General features: G+C 69.3%; 20 protein-coding genes and 1 other RNA gene. 9 read left to right on the top strand and 12 right to left on the bottom strand.

Annotated features, from left to right (window positions below):
• The first annotated feature begins 37 nt into the window (after positions 1–37).
• The gene (locus tag COA07_RS01655; RefSeq protein WP_066712528.1) at positions 38–862 is read left to right on the top strand and encodes an alpha/beta fold hydrolase; all 825 of its coding nucleotides are present in this window, start codon (positions 38–40) and stop codon (positions 860–862) included.
• Between the two features lie 51 nt (positions 863–913).
• Entirely contained in the window at positions 914–1,588 is a 675-nt protein-coding gene (gene mtgA, locus COA07_RS01650; RefSeq protein ID WP_066712530.1) for a monofunctional biosynthetic peptidoglycan transglycosylase, read from the top strand.
• Positions 1,589–1,770: 182 nt separating this feature from the next.
• Here the strand turns inward: mtgA and COA07_RS01645 are convergent, their stop codons facing one another.
• The 8 genes from COA07_RS01645 to COA07_RS01610 all read right to left on the bottom strand — a co-directional run bounded on the left by COA07_RS01645 (position 1,771) and on the right by COA07_RS01610 (position 7,291).
• Positions 1,771–2,010 (bottom strand): hypothetical protein, encoded by a 240-nt coding sequence (locus COA07_RS01645; protein WP_066712531.1) that lies wholly within the window; start codon positions 2,008–2,010, stop codon positions 1,771–1,773.
• 78 nt (positions 2,011–2,088) lie between these two features.
• Positions 2,089–2,412: a YbaB/EbfC family nucleoid-associated protein gene (locus COA07_RS01640; RefSeq protein WP_066485058.1), complete on the bottom strand. Its 324-nt coding sequence runs from the start codon at positions 2,410–2,412 to the stop codon at positions 2,089–2,091.
• The gene (locus tag COA07_RS01635; protein ID WP_096640372.1) at positions 2,409–4,061 is read right to left on the bottom strand and encodes a DNA polymerase III subunit gamma/tau; all 1,653 of its coding nucleotides are present in this window, start codon (positions 4,059–4,061) and stop codon (positions 2,409–2,411) included. The genes COA07_RS01640 and COA07_RS01635 overlap by 4 nt, the downstream gene beginning before the upstream one ends.
• A gap of 301 nt (positions 4,062–4,362) precedes the next feature.
• Positions 4,363–4,456, bottom strand: an RNA gene (ffs, locus tag COA07_RS01630) — signal recognition particle sRNA small type.
• Between the two features lie 60 nt (positions 4,457–4,516).
• Positions 4,517–4,837, bottom strand: a complete 321-nt coding sequence (locus tag COA07_RS01625; RefSeq protein ID WP_096640370.1) for a hypothetical protein — start codon at positions 4,835–4,837, stop codon at positions 4,517–4,519.
• Positions 4,838–4,905: 68 nt separating this feature from the next.
• Positions 4,906–5,208 carry a 2Fe-2S iron-sulfur cluster-binding protein gene (locus COA07_RS01620; protein WP_066713885.1) on the bottom strand — a complete coding sequence of 101 codons (303 nt, stop codon included), beginning with the start codon at positions 5,206–5,208 and terminating at the stop codon, positions 4,906–4,908.
• Entirely contained in the window at positions 5,205–6,284 is a 1,080-nt protein-coding gene (locus tag COA07_RS01615; RefSeq protein ID WP_096640499.1) for a cysteine desulfurase family protein, read from the bottom strand. The genes COA07_RS01620 and COA07_RS01615 overlap by 4 nt, the downstream gene beginning before the upstream one ends.
• Positions 6,281–7,291, bottom strand: coding sequence for a cysteine desulfurase family protein (locus COA07_RS01610; protein ID WP_096640501.1), 1,011 nt, complete (start codon positions 7,289–7,291; stop codon positions 6,281–6,283). The genes COA07_RS01615 and COA07_RS01610 overlap by 4 nt, the downstream gene beginning before the upstream one ends.
• A gap of 148 nt (positions 7,292–7,439) precedes the next feature.
• Here COA07_RS01610 and COA07_RS01605 point away from each other — a divergent pair, with 148 nt between their 5' ends.
• Entirely contained in the window at positions 7,440–8,096 is a 657-nt protein-coding gene (locus tag COA07_RS01605) for an alpha/beta hydrolase (RefSeq protein ID WP_066713876.1), read from the top strand.
• A 217-nt stretch (positions 8,097–8,313) separates the two neighbouring features.
• Here the strand turns inward: COA07_RS01605 and COA07_RS18145 are convergent, their stop codons facing one another.
• A complete protein-coding gene (locus COA07_RS18145) occupies positions 8,314–8,481 on the bottom strand; it encodes a hypothetical protein (RefSeq protein ID WP_157085504.1) in 168 nt (55 codons plus the stop codon).
• Positions 8,478–9,440, bottom strand: coding sequence for a threonine ammonia-lyase (locus COA07_RS01600; protein ID WP_211280942.1), 963 nt, complete (start codon positions 9,438–9,440; stop codon positions 8,478–8,480). Before COA07_RS01600 ends, COA07_RS18145 begins: the two co-directional genes overlap by 4 nt.
• A 149-nt stretch (positions 9,441–9,589) precedes the next feature.
• Here COA07_RS01600 and COA07_RS01595 point away from each other — a divergent pair, with 149 nt between their 5' ends.
• From COA07_RS01595 to COA07_RS01585, 3 genes are all read left to right on the top strand, one after another.
• Entirely contained in the window at positions 9,590–10,822 is a 1,233-nt protein-coding gene (locus COA07_RS01595; protein WP_066712861.1) for a type III PLP-dependent enzyme, read from the top strand.
• 107 nt (positions 10,823–10,929) lie between these two features.
• Positions 10,930–12,012, top strand: coding sequence for a 1,9-bis(guanidino)-5-aza-nonane synthase (locus tag COA07_RS01590; RefSeq protein ID WP_066491101.1), 1,083 nt, complete (start codon positions 10,930–10,932; stop codon positions 12,010–12,012).
• Between the two features lie 217 nt (positions 12,013–12,229).
• Positions 12,230–12,415: a hypothetical protein gene (locus tag COA07_RS01585; protein WP_066712863.1), complete on the top strand. Its 186-nt coding sequence runs from the start codon at positions 12,230–12,232 to the stop codon at positions 12,413–12,415.
• A gap of 6 nt (positions 12,416–12,421) precedes the next feature.
• On the opposite strand, the gene COA07_RS01580 is transcribed toward COA07_RS01585, so the two are convergent.
• Positions 12,422–13,831 (bottom strand): helix-turn-helix domain-containing protein, encoded by a 1,410-nt coding sequence (locus COA07_RS01580; RefSeq protein WP_096640366.1) that lies wholly within the window; start codon positions 13,829–13,831, stop codon positions 12,422–12,424.
• 140 nt (positions 13,832–13,971) lie between these two features.
• Between COA07_RS01580 and COA07_RS18140 the strand changes: the two genes are divergently transcribed.
• The 3 genes from COA07_RS18140 to COA07_RS01570 all read left to right on the top strand — a co-directional run bounded on the left by COA07_RS18140 (position 13,972) and on the right by COA07_RS01570 (position 16,268).
• Positions 13,972–14,127: a hypothetical protein gene (locus COA07_RS18140; protein ID WP_169803552.1), complete on the top strand. Its 156-nt coding sequence runs from the start codon at positions 13,972–13,974 to the stop codon at positions 14,125–14,127.
• A gap of 109 nt (positions 14,128–14,236) precedes the next feature.
• A complete protein-coding gene (locus COA07_RS01575) occupies positions 14,237–15,832 on the top strand; it encodes an isocitrate lyase (RefSeq protein WP_066711687.1) in 1,596 nt (531 codons plus the stop codon).
• A gap of 196 nt (positions 15,833–16,028) precedes the next feature.
• Positions 16,029–16,268, top strand: coding sequence for a hypothetical protein (locus COA07_RS01570; RefSeq protein WP_066711688.1), 240 nt, complete (start codon positions 16,029–16,031; stop codon positions 16,266–16,268).
• 162 nt (positions 16,269–16,430) lie between these two features.
• Here COA07_RS01570 and ald read toward each other — a convergent pair whose 3' ends face one another.
• A complete protein-coding gene (ald, locus tag COA07_RS01565; protein WP_066711689.1) occupies positions 16,431–17,516 on the bottom strand; it encodes an alanine dehydrogenase in 1,086 nt (361 codons plus the stop codon).
• Positions 17,517–17,629: the final 113 nt, after the last annotated feature.

Here is a 17,629-nt window from a genome sequence, read left to right as displayed (position 1 = left end):
TCGGGTCGCTCATGACCCTCGATCGGCGGAGTTTCCCATGCCTTACGTCAAGACCCGCGACGGCACCGACATCTACGTCAAGGACTGGGGCGAAGGGCGCCCGGTCGTCCTGATCCACGGCTGGCCGCTGTCGTCGGACAGCTGGGACCCGCAGATGAAGGCGCTGGCCGATGCGGGGTTCCGTGCGATCGCCTATGACCGGCGTGGGTTCGGCCGCTCTGGGCAGCCGTGGCACGGCTACGACTATGACACGCTGACCGACGATCTGGCCGACGTGATCCAGGCCGCGGGGGTTGGCAGCGACCTGACCCTCGTCGGCTTCTCGATGGGCGGGGGCGAGGTGGCGCGCTACATGAGCCGTTACGACGGCAAGGGCGTGGTCGCCGCCGGGCTGATCAGCTCGGTGGTCCCCTACATGCTCCAGACCGAGGACAATCCCGACGGCGTCCCCGAAGAGACGCTGCAGCAGATCGCCGACGGCATCGCGAAGGACCGGCCGGAGTTCTTCCGCAATTTCTTCAAGGACTTTTTCGGCGTGGGCTATATCACCAGCCCGGTCAGCGATGCGACGCTGGACTGGGCGTGGCGGCTGGCGATGCAGGCCGGGCTGCAACCGACGCTGAAATGCGCCGAAAGCTTCGGCCACACCGATTTCCGCGGCGACCTGCCCGCGTTTCGCGTGCCCACGCTGGTGCTGCACGGCACCGCGGACAAGACCGTTCCGATCGACGCCAGCGGGCGGCAGGCGGCGCGCGGGATCGCGAACGCGCAGCTGGTGGAATATGACGGTGCGCCGCACGGCCTGTTCGCGACCGAGGGCGAGCGGCTGACGCGCGACCTGCTGACCTTCCTGGGCCGGTGAGCGGTTCACCCCGCTGACTTGCCCGTCACAATCGGCTAGCGAAGCGCGATCATGCTGTTCGCGCTTCGCCTGCTGCTCAAGGTCGTCATCGGCTTCGTCATCGTCTCGGTGCTGTGGGTGGCGATCTATGCGGTCGTCCCCCCGCCGTTCACCTTCACGATGGCGGGCGACCTGATCTCCGGCCATTCGATCACCAAGGACTGGACGCCGCTGTCGCGGATCGACCCCGACATGCCGCGCGCGGCGATCGCGGGGGAGGATGCGCGCTTCTGTTCGCACCACGGCTTCGACTGGCGCGGGATCGCCGCCGCGGCGAAGAGCAACATGGAGGGCGGGCGCATCCGCGGCGGATCGACGATCAGCCAGCAGACCGCGAAGAACGCGTTCCTGTTCCAGGGCGGCGGCTATATCCGCAAGGCGCTGGAGGCATGGTTCACCGTCCTGATCGAGGCGATCTGGGGCAAGCGGCGGATCATGGAAGTGTACCTCAACATCGCCGAAACGGGCATCGGCACCTACGGTGTCGAAGCGGGCGCCGAGCGGTATTTCGGGCATTCCGCCGCGACGCTGACGCCGATGGAGGCGGGGCGGATCGCCGCTGTCCTGCCGTTGCCCAAGAAGCGCGAGGCGGTCGATCCGCGCGGGTTCGTGCGGCGGCACGGCAATGCGCTCTCGCGCTATGTGGGGGTGGTGCGACGCGCGGGGCTGGATAGCTGCCTGAAGTGAGGTCGGGCGGCGGCGCCGCTGAAGGCGTCCTCCGGCCGCACGTTATGCGACAAAAAGCACGTCACCCCGGCGAAGGCCGGGGTCCATGTTGCCGCAAGAGCAATGATGTGTGCGCTTGCGGAAACATGGATGCCGGATCAAGTCCGGCATGACGTAGCGCGTGTTCGTCGCGAACCGGGGCGTTACTTCGTCGCGCCGTCGATCGCGCTGCCGGCCTTGTCGGCGGTCTTCTCGACGCTCTGCGCGGCCGACGTGATCGCGTTGTTCTTGGCGGTTTCGCTGTCGCCGCGCATCAGCACGAAATAGGCGGCGACCAGCACCGCAACCAGGATCGCGGCACCGATCAGCAATCCGCCACCGCCGCCACCGCGGCGCTCGATGATCGTGGTATGCGGCGTCTGCGTTACCCGGTCGTCCGTCATGGCATCCTCCTGTCATGGATTAGCCACAAATCGACACGCCCCGGGATTGTTCCGCCTTCGCAAGCAGTTCCGCGTGGATCAGAACGGCAGCTTGAACCCCGGCGGCAGCGGCAGGCCGCTGGTCATCTTCGCCATTTCGGCGGAGGACGCCGCGTCCGCCTTCGCGCGCGCATCGTTGAACGCGGCGGCGACCAGATCCTCCAGCATCTGCTTTTCGGACGGGACGATCAGCGAATCGTCGATCGCGACCGCGATGATCCGGCCCTTGGCGGACGCCTTGACCTTGACCAGCCCGCCGCCCGCAGCGCCTTCGACCTCGATCGTGTCGAGGCTGTCCTGCGCCTTTTGCAGTTCGTTCTGGACGTTCTGCGCCATGGCCAGGATGTCGTTGATATCCTTCACGTGATACTCCGCTTGGCTGGTTTGGGTTCGATCAGTTCGGCATCGGGAAACGCCTGGAACGCGGCATCGACCACCGGATGCGCGCGCGCGGCGTCGTGGCGCGCCTGTACCACATCCTGTTCCGCTTCGAAGACGGTCGGCGCGCCGGGAAGGTCCGCCATCGAGATCTGCCACGGCTTGCCCGTCGCCTCGCGCAGCACCGCCGCCAGATCGCCGAGCGTGTCGGTCGACAGCGGGCGATTGCCGCTCAGCACGATCTCGCCCGGCTTGTAGCTAACCAGGCTGGCGCCGCGCTTCAGCCGGACCAGCAGGTCGAGCTTCCCGATCTCGTCCAGCAGCGCCAGCACGCCGGCGAATTCGCCCGGCACACGATCGGCCGGAGCGGGCGGCGTTGCAGGCGCAGGCGCGGCCGGGGGCGGCGCGGCAGCGGTGACCGCCGGCAGCGGCCCGCCCTGCGCCAGCCGCCGCGCCAGATCGGCGGGATCGGGCAAGGTCGACGCGTGGATCGCGCGCAGGATCGCCATTTCGGCGGTCTCGATCGGCAGCGCGGCCCGCGCGACCTCCTCATGCCCCTTCAGGAACAATTGCCACAGTCGGTGGAGCGCGGGGAAGGACAGCGTGCCCGCCCAGTCGCGATAGGCGGCGCGTTCCTCCACCGGCTGCGCCGGATCGTCGGGCGCGCCGACCTTCACCTGCGTGATGCCGTGCACCGCCTCCATCAACGCGCGGATCACGCCCAGCGGATCGACGCCCAGGTCATATTGCCGGCGGATCGCCGCCAGCGCGCCGGGCGCGTCACCGGCCAGGATCAGCGCCAGCAGGTCGCGCACCGCATTGCGATCCGACAGGCCCAGCATGTCGCGCACCGCATCGGCGCGCACCCCGCCGCCCGCCATGTCGGCATGCGCGATCGCCTGGTCGAGGATCGACAGGCCATCGCGCGCCGACCCTTCCGCCGCGCGCGCGATCAGCGCCAGCGCCTCCGGCTCGGCCTCGGCGCCCTCCGCCGCGACCACATGCGCAAAATGCTTCGCGAGCAGCTCGGCCGGGATGCGGCGCAGGTCGAACCGCTGGCAGCGCGAGAGGACGGTCACGGGCACCTTGTTCACCTCCGTGGTGGCGAACAGGAACTTTACGTGCGCTGGCGGCTCCTCCAGCGTCTTGAGCAGGCCGTTGAACGCGGCCTTCGACAGCATGTGGACTTCGTCGATGATGTAGATCTTGTAGCGCGCCGACACCGCGGCATAGCGCGACGCCTCGATGATCTCGCGGATGTCGTCGATGCCGGTGTGGCTGGCGGCGTCCATCTCGATCACGTCGATATGGCGCCCCTCGGCGATCGCGCGACACGGCTCGCACACCCCGCACGGCGCGATCGTCGCCCCGCCCTGCCCGTCGGGGCCGATACAGTTGAGCGCCTTGGCAATCAGCCGCGCGGTGCTGGTCTTGCCCACCCCGCGCACCCCGGTCAGCAGGAAGGCGTGGGCGATCCGGTCGCGCTTGATCGCATTGGCCAGCGTCTGGACCATCGCGTCCTGACCGATCAGCGCGTCGAAGCTCTGCGGCCGGTATTTGCGCGCCAGCACGCGATACGGCTGCGCGCCGGCCGGTGGCGCAGGGGGCGCGCCCAGATCGAGGGAGTCGGACATTGCGAGCGATATAGGCACGCGAACGCGCGCTGTCGAAGGTGGAGATTGGGGGATGGGTGCGGGGTGGCACCGGCCCGCTACGTCACCCGCGCTTGTGTAGGGGGCCGCCGTGCCGCGCGATCAACCGCTGGCGGGTGTGAGGCGCGGTGGATGCCGGAACAGGTCCGGCAAGACGGAATATTGGACCCAAGGTAACGAGGCGCCGCGGCGAAGCCGCGTCGTCGGACGGGTTCGGCCGGGGGCCGACCCGCCGGCCGCGCTTGTCGCTGTGGAGCGGCACTGCCGCTCGCTCGCGACTGCGCGGTGGGAGCCGGGACGACCCGCGGCGAAATCGTTGTGGCTGCTTCCGTCAGGACCTGACCAGGTTGGCGACGACCACGTCCGCCCGACTCCCGCGCGCCATATGGCCGAGCCAGGCGGCGGGTTCAAGACCCATCGCCCGGCCGATCATCGGCTTACCAGCGCGCGCGATAGCAACGGCGGACCGGGCCGTAATAGCTGTCCTGCCAGCGGCACACCGTCCGCACGTCGCCCCACTGGCGCCCGCGGTTCCAGCGCGGCCCGCGATCCCAGCGGGCGCCGCGGTTCCAGTGGCGGCCGCGATCCCAGCCACGCCCGCGGTCCCAGCCCGGGCCGCGATCCCAGTGACGTCCCGGCCCACGATCCCAGCCGGGGCCGCGATCCCAGCCCGGCCCGCGCGGGTGCGCGGCGGCGGCGGTGGGGGGCAGCGCGCTCGCCGCGACGACGCCGGCGATGCTCAAGGCGATCAGTTTCATGTGCACCTACTCCTGCTCATGGTCTGTGGGGACAGACTATGGCGTGGCGGCTGCACGTCCCCTGAACTTCACGGTAATCTCACGGTCAGCTTGCCGAGCGCCGCGTCCAGCCGCACCTGGCACGCCAGCCGGCTGGTGCGGCGCGCGTCGGGGACGAGGTCGAGCATATCCTCTTCCTCCTCGCGCGCGGGGGACAGGCGATCGAAATCGGCGGCATCGACGATCACATGGCAGGTCGCGCAGGCCAGATCGCCGCCGCACGTGCCCTCCAGCGGCTGGCCCGCGCGCTGCGCGACGTCGAGCAGCCGTTCGCCGGGGGTCGCGGCCTCTTCGCGAAGCGAACCGTCCGGGCCGACAAAGACGACGTTCATGCCGCCACCCGCTGCGCATCCGCCGCCGCGACGATCCGGTCGAGCGCGGCGGTCAGTTCCGCCTCCGTCGTGTAGCGGCCGAAGCCGATCCGGATCGACGTGCGTGCCGCCGCCTCCGACAAGCCGATCGCGCGAAGCACGTGGCTGGCGCGCCCCGATCCGCTGGCGCAGGCCGATCCCGCGGAAAAGGCGATGTCGCGCAGGTCGCTCATCAACCGATTGACGTCCAGCCCGTCGCGCCGCACGTTGATGTTCCCGCGATAGCGCTGCGCGAGCGATCCGTTGACGGTCCATCCCGCCAACTGCTCACGCGCCACATCCCACAGGCGCCCTACATGCGCCGCGTCCGTGGCCGCGCGTTCCGCCAGCAGCTGCGCCGCCACGCCGAAGCCCGCGCACAACGCCGGGGACAGCGTGCCGGACCGTCCGCCCTCCTGATCGCCGCCGTGCAGCAGCGGGGCGGGCGCGATGCCGTCGCGGCGCCAGAGCGCGCCGACGCCCTTCGGACCGTGAACCTTGTGCGCGGAGATCGCGACCAGATCGACACCGTCGGGGATCGGCACGCGGCCATAGCCCTGCACCGCATCCACCAGCATCCACGCCCCGGCCGCCTGCGCCAGCGCGGCCAGTTCCGTGACCGGCTGAATCACGCCGATCTCGTTATTAACCAGCATCGCCGCGACCAGCGCGGTGCCGGGCACGATCGCCGCGCGCGCCGCGTCCATGTCGACCAGCCCGTCCGGCCCCACGGGCAGGACGACCGTATCGCCGCCGCGCGCCGCGACCGCATCGAGCACCGCGGCATGTTCGGTGGCGATCGTCACCACCCGCCCCGCGGGCGCGCCCTTGATCGCCCAGTTGAGCGCCTCGGTCGCGCCGCCGGTGAAGGCGACGCGCCCGCCGGGCGGCAGCAGCGCGGCGACCCGCTCGCGCGCCACCTCCACCGCGGCGCGCGCGGCGCGGCCGGCGCGGTGCGGGGAATGGGGATTGGCATGCTGATCGCGCAGCCACGGCAGCATCGCGTCGAACGCCTCGGGCGCGAGCGGGGTGGTCGCCTGATAATCGAGATAGGTCACGCCGCGACCCGCCGCGCTTCCTTCGACACCGCACGCCATGCCGCGACGAAGCGTTCCACCTCGGCGCGGGTGGTCGTGCGCCCGAAGCTGACTCGCACGACCTCGCGCGTCGCCTCCTCGCTCCACCCCATCGCGCGCAGGACGTGGCTGGGCTTCAGGCTGCCGCTGGCGCAGGCGCTGCCCGCCGACACCGCGATGCCCCCCATGTCGAAGCGGATCAGCTGCGCCGCCGCGGCGACGCCGGGCATCCGGTACGATCCGATCGCGGCGTGGCGCGGGGCGGCATCGGCGACCACCTCGCCCCCCGACCGGCGGATCGCATCGTCCAGACAGGCGCGCAGATCGGCGTGGTCCGGCTCCGGCTCGGCCAGCGCGGCGGCATAGCCCAGCACGCCCGGCAGGTTCTCCGTACCGGGGCGATAGCCGCGCTCCTGCCCGCCGCTGGGGCTGAGCAGCGCCAGATCGCGGACCAGCAGCGCGCCGATGCCCGGCGGCCCGCCGCGCTTGTGCGCCGACAGCGCGACCAGATCGGCATGGTCGGCCAGTTCCGCCGACGCGGGCATCTGCGCCGCATCGACCAGCAGGACGCCGCCCTGCGCATGGACGATGCGGGCGATCTCGGCGATCGGCTGCTTCACGCCGGTTTCGCTGTTGCACCATTGCACCGCGACCAGCGCGTCGCCGACATCGGCCAGCGCGGCCAGGTCGACCATGCCGTCGGCGCCGACCGGCAACACCGGCGCACTGCCCGCCGCGCGCAGCGCCGCGTCATGTTCCACCGCCGAGACGAAGCGGCGCGCGCGCATCGCCCGGCCGATGCCGATCGCCAGCGACTCGCTCGCCCCGCTGGTGAACAGCAGTTCGTGGCGCCAGCCGTACGCCGCCGCAACCGCCGCGCGTGCCGCCTCCAGCCGCGCCCGCGCCGCGCGCCCCTCCGCATGGGGGGAGGACGGATTGGCCCAGTCGCGCAGGGCCAGCGCCACCGCGTCGCGCGCGCCCGCGGTCATCGGCGTGGTGGCGGCGTGGTCCAGATAGAGGCGCCCGTCCGGGTTCGGGCCAGCGGTTGCGGTCAAGAAACGTTCCCTTATCGCACGGCGGCCCTATATAGCGCGCTTTCCGCGCGGCCCAACGCCCGCCCAAAAGAACAGAGTGACCATGCCCGACGTCATCTTTCCCGGACCCGAAGGCCGCATCGAAGGCCGCTTCGCCCCCGCCCCCAAGCCGCGCGCGCCGGTCGCGATGATCCTGCACCCGCATCCCAATGCGGGCGGAACGATGAACGACCGCATCGTCCAGAATCTGTACAAGACGTTCCAGCGCCGCGGCTTCGCGACGCTGCGCTTCAACTTCCGCGGCGTGGGCAAGAGCCAGGGGACGTTCGACAACGGCATCGGCGAACTGTCCGACGCCGCCTCCGCGCTCGACTGGGTGCAGAGCTTCCATGCCGAGGCGTCGTCGACGTGGATCGCGGGCTTCGGCTTCGGCGCGTGGATCGGCATGCAGCTGCTGATGCGCCGCCCGGAAATCCGCGGCTTCATCTCGGTCGCGCCGCCAGCGAACATGTTCGACTTCAGCTTCCTGGCGCCGTGCCCGTCGTCGGGCATCATCATCCAGGGCGCCGAGGACGAAGTGGCGACCCCGCTGGCGACGCAGAAGCTGGTCGACAAGCTGCGCACGCAGAAGCACATCACGATTCACCACGACGTGATCCCGCGCGCCAACCACTTCTTCGAGCACGAGCTGGACGACCTGATGAAGTCGGTCGACAATTACCTGGACATGCGGCTGGACCCGAACTCGCCGATCAAGTGACGCTGGCGCGAGCGGATCAGCCGCGCTGATCCGCGCCTCGCGCGCCAGCGCGGCCGGCGGCGCGTAGCGCCGTCCGACGACGCGGGCTTTTGCCCGCGGCGCGCTGCTTTGATCGTGAAGCAAGAGCCGCCAGAGGCCCCAGCCTGCGCTGGGGCGACGAATGTAGGGCCGTCACCCGGCGCAGGCTGGGGTCTTCCTCCGCGCCCCCGACGCGCCGTCACATCGTCCAGACCAGCACGTTGCCCACCAGCACCGCGGCCATCACCAGCATCAGCGCGCCCCTCTTCCGGTCACGCCCGCTGGCAAGCAGATAACCGCCGCCGATCAGGCAGGCGACCGCGCCCAGCATCGCGATCGCGGGGGCGGCCTGGGCGATCGCGTTCATGCCACGTCCCCCGCCAGCGCGCGGGCATAGCCGTCGATATCGACATTGCCGCCCGACAGGATCACCAGCATTCCCGGCGCGGGCGCGACCCTGCCCGCCAGCACCGCCGCCAGCGCCGCCGCGCCGCCCGGTTCGATCACCAGCCGCAGCCGCTGCGCGGCCCAGCATTGCGCGGCGGCCACCTCGCGCTCGCTCACCGCAACGCCGGTCGCGTCGCGCCGCGACAGCACGTCGAAGGTCAGCGGCGACACCTGCATCGTCTGGAGCGAATCGCACGCGGTCGGCGGCGGATTGGGGCCGACCGGCTCGATCCAGCTGGCCTCCAGGCTGCGGCGCATGTCGTCCCAGCCCTCCGGCTCCGCGACGGTGATGCGCGCGTCCTTCAGCGCCAGCGCGATCCCTGCCGACAGCCCGCCGCCGCCGCACGGCACGACGACATGGGTCGGCGCGCCCAGCCCGGCGTCGATCATCTGCCGCTCCGCCTCGATCCCGGCGCTGCCCTGCCCCTCGATCACCCACGGGTCGTCGAAGCTCGGCACCAGCGTCGCGCCGCGCGCCGCCGCCAGCTGCCCGGCGATCGCCTCGCGGCTTTGCGTCGCGCGGTCGTAGTCGACCACCTCGGCCCCCAGCGCCAGCGTCGAATCGCGCTTCGCGCGCGGGGCGTCGGCGGGCATCACGATCGTCGCCGGCATCCCCAGCCGCCGCGCCGCCCAGGCGATTCCCTGCGCATGATTCCCCGACGAGAAAGCGACCACGCCCTTCGCGCGCGCCTCCGCGCTCATCGCGGTCAATCGGTGCCATGCGCCGCGAATCTTGAACGCGCCGATCGGCTGCAGCGACTCCGCCTTGAAGACGATCCGTATCCCATTGATCTCTTGCACGAAAATCGGCGTCGGCGGCAGGACGGCGGCGATCTTCGCGGCGGCGTCCCGCACCCCTGCGCGCGTCGGCTGTCGCATAAACGTCACATTTGCACCTTTCGTCGCATCAGCCACTTTACAAGGCCGAACGTCGATCATATTTCGCGCCTCCGCTGCCCCATGGGACTTCCAACCGCAAGGCAGCTTTTTGTCACCGTATGCCGCAAGGCAATTGGAGGTCCCTTGAGTTGCACCAGCATCATTGCGCGCTGGGGCTAGCTGCCCCCTCGACCGCTTCCGCCACCTCCATCGGTGGAGCGATCGACATTGCCGCCCGTCGGCCGGTTCAGCCGGTGACGATCGTCCGTCCGCACGCAGCGGCACGGGCCGCCCGCTTCTTCACGGAGAAGTTTCCGGGCCGCTCGATGTACGCGGTGAAGGCGAACCCGTCGCCCGACCTGATCCGCATCCTCTACGACAATGGCGTGACGACGTTCGACGTCGCGTCGATCGCCGAGGTGCGTCTGGTCGCCCGTACCGTGCCCGACGCCACGCTCTGCTTCATGCACCCGGTCAAGGCCGAGGAAGCGATCGCCGAGGCGTATTTCACGCACGGCGTGCGCACCTTCTCGCTCGACAGCATGGAAGAGCTGGCGAAGATCACCCGCGCCACCCGCGATGCGACCGACCTGACGCTGTGCGTCCGGCTGCGCGTGTCGTCGGAACATTCGAAGCTGTCGCTGGGCGCCAAGTTCGGCGTCGCGCCGGATGAGGCGAAAGAGCTGCTGCTCGCCACCCGCCAGGTCGCCGATGCGCTGGGCATCTGCTTCCACGTCGGGTCGCAGGCGATGACTCCCAACGCCTATGCCGAGGCGATGGAGCGCGTGCGCCAGGCGATCGTCGCGGCCGCGGTGACGGTGGATGTGATCGACGTGGGCGGCGGGTTCCCGTCGGCCTATCCGGGCATGGTGCCGCCGCCGCTGGAGCTGTATTTCGAGACGATCCACCGCGCGTTTGAAAGCCTGCCGATCAGCTATTCGGCGGAATTGTGGGCGGAGCCGGGCCGTGCGCTGTGCGCGGAATACAGCTCGGTCGTGGTGCGCGTGGAGCGTCGCCGCGGCGAGGAACTGTACATCAACGACGGCGCCTATGGCGCGCTGTTCGATGCCGCGCACATCGGCTGGAAGTATCCGGTGGCGCTGCTGCGCGAACCGGAATCGACCGTCCGCGATCATCCGTTCAGCTTCTGGGGCCCGACCTGCGACGATCTGGATCACATGCCGGGGCCGTTTCCGCTGCCCGCGGACGTGACGACCGGCGACTATATCGAGATCGGGATGCTGGGGGCGTATGGCGCGGCGATGCGCACGGCGTTCAACGGCTTCACCTCCGACGAGACGGTGGTCGCCACCGACGAGCCGATGGTGTCGCTGTACCTCGCGGCGGCGCCGCGGGTCGCCAGCAACGTCGTCACACTGTAACCGAACGTCTTCACTGATTCGGCGGCGGTGCGGGGTTTCCCCGCGCCGCCGCCGTGCGGGTTTTCGCGTCCCCCTCAACGACGTGCGTTACCCTGTGGGAGCCACCCATGACCGACACCCTCACCAAGACCGCGGCCGCCAACGCGCCGATCAACGACACCCGCAAGGCGGAACTGCTGTCGAAGACGGTCAAGCATATCGACATCAAGAGCTTCGACGCGCGCCCGATCGTCGATGCGATGGCCGACATGAGCTTCACCAGCCGCGACCTGGGCCGCGCGACGAAGATTTACAACCAGATGCTGGCCGACAAGGACTGCACTGTCTGCCTCGTCATCGCCGGCTCGACCTCGGCGGGCGGGTGCATGGACCTGTATGCCGACCTGGTGCGCAACAACATGGTCGACGTGATCGTCGCCACCGGCGCGTCGATCGTCGACATGGATTTCTTCGAGGGGCTGGGCCACAAGCATTACCAGGCGCTGGAAATCCCGGACGACGATACGCTGCGCTCGCTGTACATCGACCGCATCTACGACACGTACATCGACGAGGAGCAGCTGCAGGACTGCGACTTCACGATCAACAAGATCGCCGAGTCGCTGGAGCCGAAGCCCTATTCCTCGCGCGCCTTCATCCGCGAGATGGGCAAGTATCTGGCCGAGCACGGCAAGAAGGAGAACAGCCTCGTCAAGCTCGCCTATGAGCATGACGTGCCGATCTTCTGCCCGGCGTTCGTCGACAGCTCGGCCGGGTTCGGGCTGGTCAAGCACCAGGTCGATGCCGCTAAGGAAGGCCGCCCGTACATGGTGCTGGACGCGATCGCCGACTTCCGCGAGCTGACGCAGATCAAGATCGAGGCGGGCGTCACCGGCCTGCTGATGATCGGCGGCGGCGTGCCGAAGAACTTCATCCAGGATACCGTCGTCTGCGCCGAGATCCTGGGCCACCACGACGTCGAGGTGCACAAATATGCGGTGCAGATCACCGTCGCCGACGTGCGCGACGGCGCCTGCTCGTCCTCGACGCTGCAGGAAGCGGCCAGCTGGGGCAAGGTGAACACCGCGATCGAACAGATGGTGTTCGCGGAAGCCGGCTCGGTGATGCCGCTGCTGGCGTCGGACGCCTATCACCGCGGGCTGTGGAAGGACCGCCCGGTGCGCAAGTGGGCGTCGATCTTCCCGGCCTGACAGCGCCGCCGATCGACATGTGAGAAGCCTCCCCCGTAACGACACGGGGGAGGCTTTTTCATGCACGCGGGCATCCTGCGCGTGATGTCGCGCCGTCGATCCCCAACGGTCTGGCGCAGGCGACGCTCGATCGGCTACAGCGTCGCTTGATGCTGCCATTCGCCTCCCCAACCGCGCTCGTCGCCCATCTGCTCCACGCCGCGCTGGCGGTGTTCTGATGGCCAAGGGCGAGACGTTCGAGCGCCACCGCCAGCCGTGGACCGCCGACGAGATCCAGAAGCTGCACATGCTCGCCAAGAAGGGCATGGCGCTGAAGGCGATCGCCAAGGCGCTGAAGCGCAGCGAGGAATCGACCAGGGACCGCGCCAAGGCCGACGGGCTGTCGATCGCCAAGCTGCGCTGAGGCGCCTCAGTCCCCGGCGAACCCCCATGCCGATACCCCGCGCTCGCGTTCGTTGACCAACAGCGCGCGGCCGGCGGGCGGCGCGGACCGCTGCGGGCAGGCGCTGCGGTGGCACATCCGGCACCCGGCACCGATCGGGGTCGCCGCGCCGTCCAGATCGACGCCGCGCGCCGCCGCCAGTGCACCCGCCTGCCCCGCCGCGACGCCCAGCCCGATCGCGAACTCGGCCGCGACGACATTGGCCCCCGCCCCCACCGCGCCGCCCTGCGCCGTCACCGCGCGCGCGATCGTGAACCAGCGCGCGCCGTCCTCCAGCTCGACCAGCTGCGTCACGGCATGACCGGCGCGGTCGAAGGCGTGGTGCAGCCGCCACAGCGGGCAGCGCGCCTCCCCCTCCACCAGCGGCGACTGGCTGGCGCCCGCGAACCGCTTCGACGACTGACCCGCGCGGTCGATGCGGATCATGAAGAACGCCAGCCCGCGCGCGCCGACGCGCTGCAAGGTGGTGAGCCGGTGTGCGACCTGTTCGAACCCGGCGCCAAAACGGCGCTGCAGGATGTCCACGTCATAGCCGGTCGCCTCGCACGCACGCAGGAAACGGGCATAGGGCATCATGATCGCGGCGGCGAAATAGCTGGCGAGGTGGCGGCGGAACAGCCGCTCCGCCGCGCGATCCGAGAAGCCCGCGCCGCGCGCCAGCGCCTCGATCTCGGTGCGTGCCTCCAACTGCGCCAGCTGGAACGCCAGCGCGAAGGTGCGCGCGGACGGGTCGAGCCGCTCGCTCAGCTGCAATTGCCGCGCGTGCAGGTCCAGCCGGCGTAGCAGGTCGGGCATCACCTCCACCGGCAGGATGCGGATCGCCAGGCCGTGGCGGACGCGCAGCCGCTCGACCAGCGCGCCGTACAGGTCGGCCGCCACCAGCCGCAGGTCGTCGGCGATCGCCTCCGCCGCGGCGTCCAGATCGGGAAAATGGTTTCGCCACCGCTCGATCTCGCGGCGGACGGCGGTGGAAGGATCGTCGCCGGTCGCGGCAGGCGCGGCGCTGACCCCGCCGCCACCGCCGATCCGGTCGAACGCACGTGCGAACGCCTCCACCCCGCCCGGCGCGGCGGCCAGCCATTCCTCCACCTCGGCACGGTCGATGTCGATATCGGCGAACATCGGGTCGCCCAGCCGGCGGCGCACCGCATCGGCCCCGCCCCCCGGCTCCCCCGCCGCGAGCGCGCGCGCGTCGAAATCATAGCGTTCGGCCAATTCGACCAGCAGCCCGGCCGGCAGCGAGCGCTGGTTGCGCTCGATCAGGTTCAGATAGCTGGGGGAAATGTCGAGCGTCTCGGCCATCGCCGCCTGCGTCAGCCCCAGCCGGCGACGCAGCCGCTTGACCGCATGTCCCGCCAGCACCTTCTCCCGCGCCATTGCCACCCCTGTAAATACTTTACATCGTGACGGAGATTTACCGCATTTGCGGCGACGATGCGACACGAAACCGGTGCAAATTGTCTCATGGCGCGGCGATTCGTGGATTATCACACGTCTCACACGGAAGGAGACACCTGATGACCAACGAACCCGCCCGCAGCCGCGCCGTCTTCTCCACCGAGGACTTCGGCCTGATGAAGGAAGCCGTCGCGCATTACGTCCGCCAGATCGCCGACGATCCGCGCTCCTCGAAGTTCTCCGCGCTCTACCACCGCCTCGGCCGCCTCGGCTGAGGCCATCCCCTCATCACTTCCTGGGGAGGAAGGGTGTCCCGCCGGTGCCGCGACGGCATCGGCGGACATTCCTGGCGCGCCCCGACCGCATGAAAAGGATATCCCGCACGTGAGCTATCAGGACCATATCGCCTCCGCCGCGCAAGCGATCGGTGCCCGCAACGGCACGTGGGACGGGATCGACGCCGAAGCGGTCGCGCGCATGAAGCTGCAGAACCGCTTCAACACCGGCCTCGACATCGCGAAATACACCGCCGCGATCATGCGCCGCGACATGGCCGCCTATGACGCCGATCCGGCCAACTACACCCAGTCGCTGGGTTGCTGGCACGGCTTCATCGGGCAACAGAAGCTCATCAGCATCAAGAAGCATTTCGGCACCACCAAGGGCCGTTATCTGTACCTGTCGGGCTGGATGGTCGCCGCGCTGCGCAGCGATTTCGGCCCGCTGCCCGACCAGTCGATGCACGAGAAGACCAGCGTGCCCGCGCTGATCGAGGAACTGTACACCTTCCTGAAGCAGGCCGACGCCCGCGAGCTGGGAATGATGTTCCGCGATCTCGACAAGGCGCGCGAGACCGGCAACGAGGTGGAAGCGCAGCGGCTGATCCACGCGATCGACCAGTATGAGACGCATGTCGTCCCGATCATCGCCGACATCGACGCCGGTTTCGGCAATGCCGAGGCGACCTACCTGCTGGCCAAGAAGATGATCGAGGCGGGCGCCTGCGCGCTGCAGATCGAAAATCAGGTGTCCGACGAGAAGCAGTGCGGCCACCAGGACGGCAAGGTCACCGTCCCGCACGAGGACTTCCTGGCGAAGGTCCGCGCCTGCCGCTACGCCTTCCTGGAACTGGGCGTGGACGACGGCATCATCGTGACCCGCACCGATTCGCTGGGCGCGGGGCTGACCAAGCAGATCGCCTATTCGAAGGAGCCGGGCGATATCGGCGACCAGTATAACGCCTTCCTCGATTGCGAGGAGGTGACCGACGTCACGCAGTTGCGCGGCGACGTGGTGATCGAACGCGAGGGCAAGCTGATGCGGCCCAAGCGGCTGCCGTCCAACCTGTTCCAGTTCCGCGAAGGCACCGGTGCCGACCGCTGCGTGCTCGACTGCATCACCAGCCTGCAGAACGGGGCGGACCTGCTGTGGATCGAGACCGAGAAGCCGCATATCGAGCAGATCGCCGGCATGGTCGATCGCATCCGCGCGGTCGTCCCCGATGCCAAGCTGGTGTACAACAACTCGCCCAGCTTCAACTGGACGCTGAACTTCCGCCAGCAGGTGTACGACCGCTGGGTCGGGGAAGGCCGCGACGTCGGCGGATATGATCGTGCAAAGCTGATGAGCGCGGATTACGACGCGACCGACCTGGCGCAGGAGGCGGACGAGAATATCCGCACGTTCCAGAAGGATGCGGCGGCGCGGGCGGGCATTTTCCACCACCTCATCACGCTGCCGACCTATCACACCGCGGCGCTCAGCACCGACAATCTGGCGCGGGAGTATTTCGGCGACGCGGCGATGCTGGGCTATGTCAAGAACGTGCAGCGACAGGAAATCCGCCAGGGCATCGCCTGCGTCAAGCATCAGAACATGTCGGGCAGCGACATCGGCGACGATCACAAGGAATATTTCGCCGGAGAGGCCGCGCTGAAGGCCGGCGGGGTCCATAATACGATGAACCAGTTCGCCGCCTGATCGGTCGAAATCTTCACGACGACACCCGCGGATCGCGCGATCCGCGGGTGTTTTTTCTTCCAAGACGACGCAGGACAGTCGCCCGCCGGCCACAAATCGGCGCAGCGGGCATCTGATCGCGCACATCCTGCCGCTTCGCCGTTGCAGTATCGCGCGCTTCGTGAGATGCGGCGAACTCCTATCGAGGGAGTATCGTATGAAGCTTCGTACCTATCTCGCCGCCGCTGCCGCCGCGTCGCTCGCGGTTGCCCCGGCGATGGCCGCTCCGGCCAACCCGGCTGCCAGCCTGTCGGTCGCCAAGTCGGCCCGCGCGTCGACCGCGTCGGCCAAGAAGAACGACGTCGCCGGTGGCGGCGTGATCGTCGCGATCCTGGCGGCGGCGGCGGTTGTCGCCGGCATCGTCATCATCGCCGACGACGGCTCGGACAGCAACTAAGCTGACCGGCGGGGAGGGAGCGGCCGGCCGCTTCCTCCCTTGCCTCGTTCCACGGCCGCCCTGCGCGTCGAGCGACGCTCCGCGAGACGGACGGCCGATATCCCGCACCATAGGGTCCTGAAAGAGGCCGGCGCGCCGCCATACGGCGACGCGCCCGACCGGTCACGCCTGGCCCAGCGCTTCCGCCACGACGCGGTTGACGATCTTCCCGCCGCGCACGTTGACGCCCTCCATCAGCCCGGCATCGGCCTCGGCCGCGGCATAGCCGCGATCGGCGAGCGCCAGGCCATAGGGCAGCGTGGCGTTGTTGAGCGCGTGGCTCGACGTCAGCGGCACCGCGCCGGGCATGTTGGCGACGCAATAATGGATCACGCCGTCGACTTCGTAGGTCGGCTCGGCATGGGTGGTCGCGTGGCTGGTTTCGAAACAGCCGCCCTGGTCGATCGCGACGTCGACCAGCACGGCGCGTGGACGCATCAGCCCCAGCATCGGGCGCGTCACCAGCTTGGGCGCCGACGCGCCGGGAATCAGCACCGCGCCGATCACCGCATCGGCCTCCGACACCTCATGCTCGATCGATTCGAGCGTCGAGACGCGCGTGCGCACCCGGCCCTGGAACAGCTCGTCCAGCTCGCGCAGGCGCGGGATCGACCGGTCGATGATCGTGACCTCGGCGCCCAGGCCCACCGCCATGCGCGCGGCATGGGTGCCGACCACGCCGCCGCCCAGCACGACGATCCGCGCCGGCTGCACGCCCGGCACGCCGCCGATCAGCACGCCGCGCCCGCCGTTCACCGCCTTCAGCGCGGTGCCCGCCGCCTCGATCGACAGCCGCCCGGCGACCTCGCTCATCGGCGCCAGCAGCGGAAGGTGCCCGCGCGCATCGGTGACCGTCTCATAGGCGACCGCGGTCACGCCCGATGCCTGCAACCCCTTCGCCTGCTCCGGATCAGGCGCCAGGTGCAGGTAGGTGAACAGGATCTGGTCCTCGCGCAGCTGCACCCATTCGCTCGGCTGCGGCTCCTTCACCTTCACCACCATCTGCGCGGTGGCGAACACCTCGGCGGCGGTGTCGACGATGCGCGCGCCGGCCGCGCGATAGGTGTCGTCACCGGCGGCGATCCCCGCGCCGGCGTTGGTCTCCACGATCACCTCATGCCCGCGCGCGACATATTCGCGCACCGCACCGGGCGTCAGGCCGACGCGATATTCATGGTTCTTGATTTCCTTGGGAACACCGACACGCATCGTTTCTCTCCGTCTCCGCAATGGAGACGATCGTAACGCAAGCGCCGCGCACGATCCGCGCGAAGTGTGCGCGCTTCTCTTGCCATAGCGCCGCATCTGTGCGCCAATCGGCA

This window comes from Sphingomonas adhaesiva, assembly GCF_002374855.1.
Classification (GTDB): Bacteria; Pseudomonadota; Alphaproteobacteria; order Sphingomonadales; family Sphingomonadaceae; genus Sphingomonas; species Sphingomonas adhaesiva.
The sequence above is the reverse complement of the archived record's forward strand: the minus strand, read 5'-3'. Positions and strand labels throughout refer to the sequence as shown.

Excerpts from the sequence above, each read along its gene's own strand:
- COA07_RS01590 (WP_066491101.1), top strand. The coding sequence starts at position 10,930 with ATGACCGACACCCTCACCAAGACCGCGGCCGCCAACGCGCCGATCAAC.
- COA07_RS18140 (WP_169803552.1), top strand. The coding sequence starts at position 13,972 with ATGACCAACGAACCCGCCCGCAGCCGCGCCGTCTTCTCCACCGAGGAC.
- COA07_RS01610 (WP_096640501.1), bottom strand. The coding sequence starts at position 7,291 with ATGACCGCGGGCGCGCGCGACGCGGTGGCGCTGGCCCTGCGCGACTGG.
- COA07_RS01580 (WP_096640366.1), bottom strand. The coding sequence starts at position 13,831 with ATGGCGCGGGAGAAGGTGCTGGCGGGACATGCGGTCAAGCGGCTGCGT.
- COA07_RS01645 (WP_066712531.1), bottom strand. The coding sequence starts at position 2,010 with ATGACGGACGACCGGGTAACGCAGACGCCGCATACCACGATCATCGAG.
- COA07_RS01600 (WP_211280942.1), bottom strand. The coding sequence starts at position 9,440 with ATGCGACAGCCGACGCGCGCAGGGGTGCGGGACGCCGCCGCGAAGATC.
- COA07_RS01655 (WP_066712528.1), top strand. The coding sequence starts at position 38 with ATGCCTTACGTCAAGACCCGCGACGGCACCGACATCTACGTCAAGGAC.
- COA07_RS01635 (WP_096640372.1), bottom strand. The coding sequence starts at position 4,061 with ATGTCCGACTCCCTCGATCTGGGCGCGCCCCCTGCGCCACCGGCCGGC.
- COA07_RS18145 (WP_157085504.1), bottom strand. The coding sequence starts at position 8,481 with ATGAACGCGATCGCCCAGGCCGCCCCCGCGATCGCGATGCTGGGCGCG.
- COA07_RS01620 (WP_066713885.1), bottom strand. The coding sequence starts at position 5,208 with ATGAACGTCGTCTTTGTCGGCCCGGACGGTTCGCTTCGCGAAGAGGCC.
- COA07_RS01625 (WP_096640370.1), bottom strand. The coding sequence starts at position 4,837 with ATGAAACTGATCGCCTTGAGCATCGCCGGCGTCGTCGCGGCGAGCGCG.
- COA07_RS01585 (WP_066712863.1), top strand. The coding sequence starts at position 12,230 with ATGGCCAAGGGCGAGACGTTCGAGCGCCACCGCCAGCCGTGGACCGCC.
- COA07_RS01605 (WP_066713876.1), top strand. The coding sequence starts at position 7,440 with ATGCCCGACGTCATCTTTCCCGGACCCGAAGGCCGCATCGAAGGCCGC.
- COA07_RS01570 (WP_066711688.1), top strand. The coding sequence starts at position 16,029 with ATGAAGCTTCGTACCTATCTCGCCGCCGCTGCCGCCGCGTCGCTCGCG.
- ald (WP_066711689.1), bottom strand. The coding sequence starts at position 17,516 with ATGCGTGTCGGTGTTCCCAAGGAAATCAAGAACCATGAATATCGCGTC.
- mtgA (WP_066712530.1), top strand. The coding sequence starts at position 914 with ATGCTGTTCGCGCTTCGCCTGCTGCTCAAGGTCGTCATCGGCTTCGTC.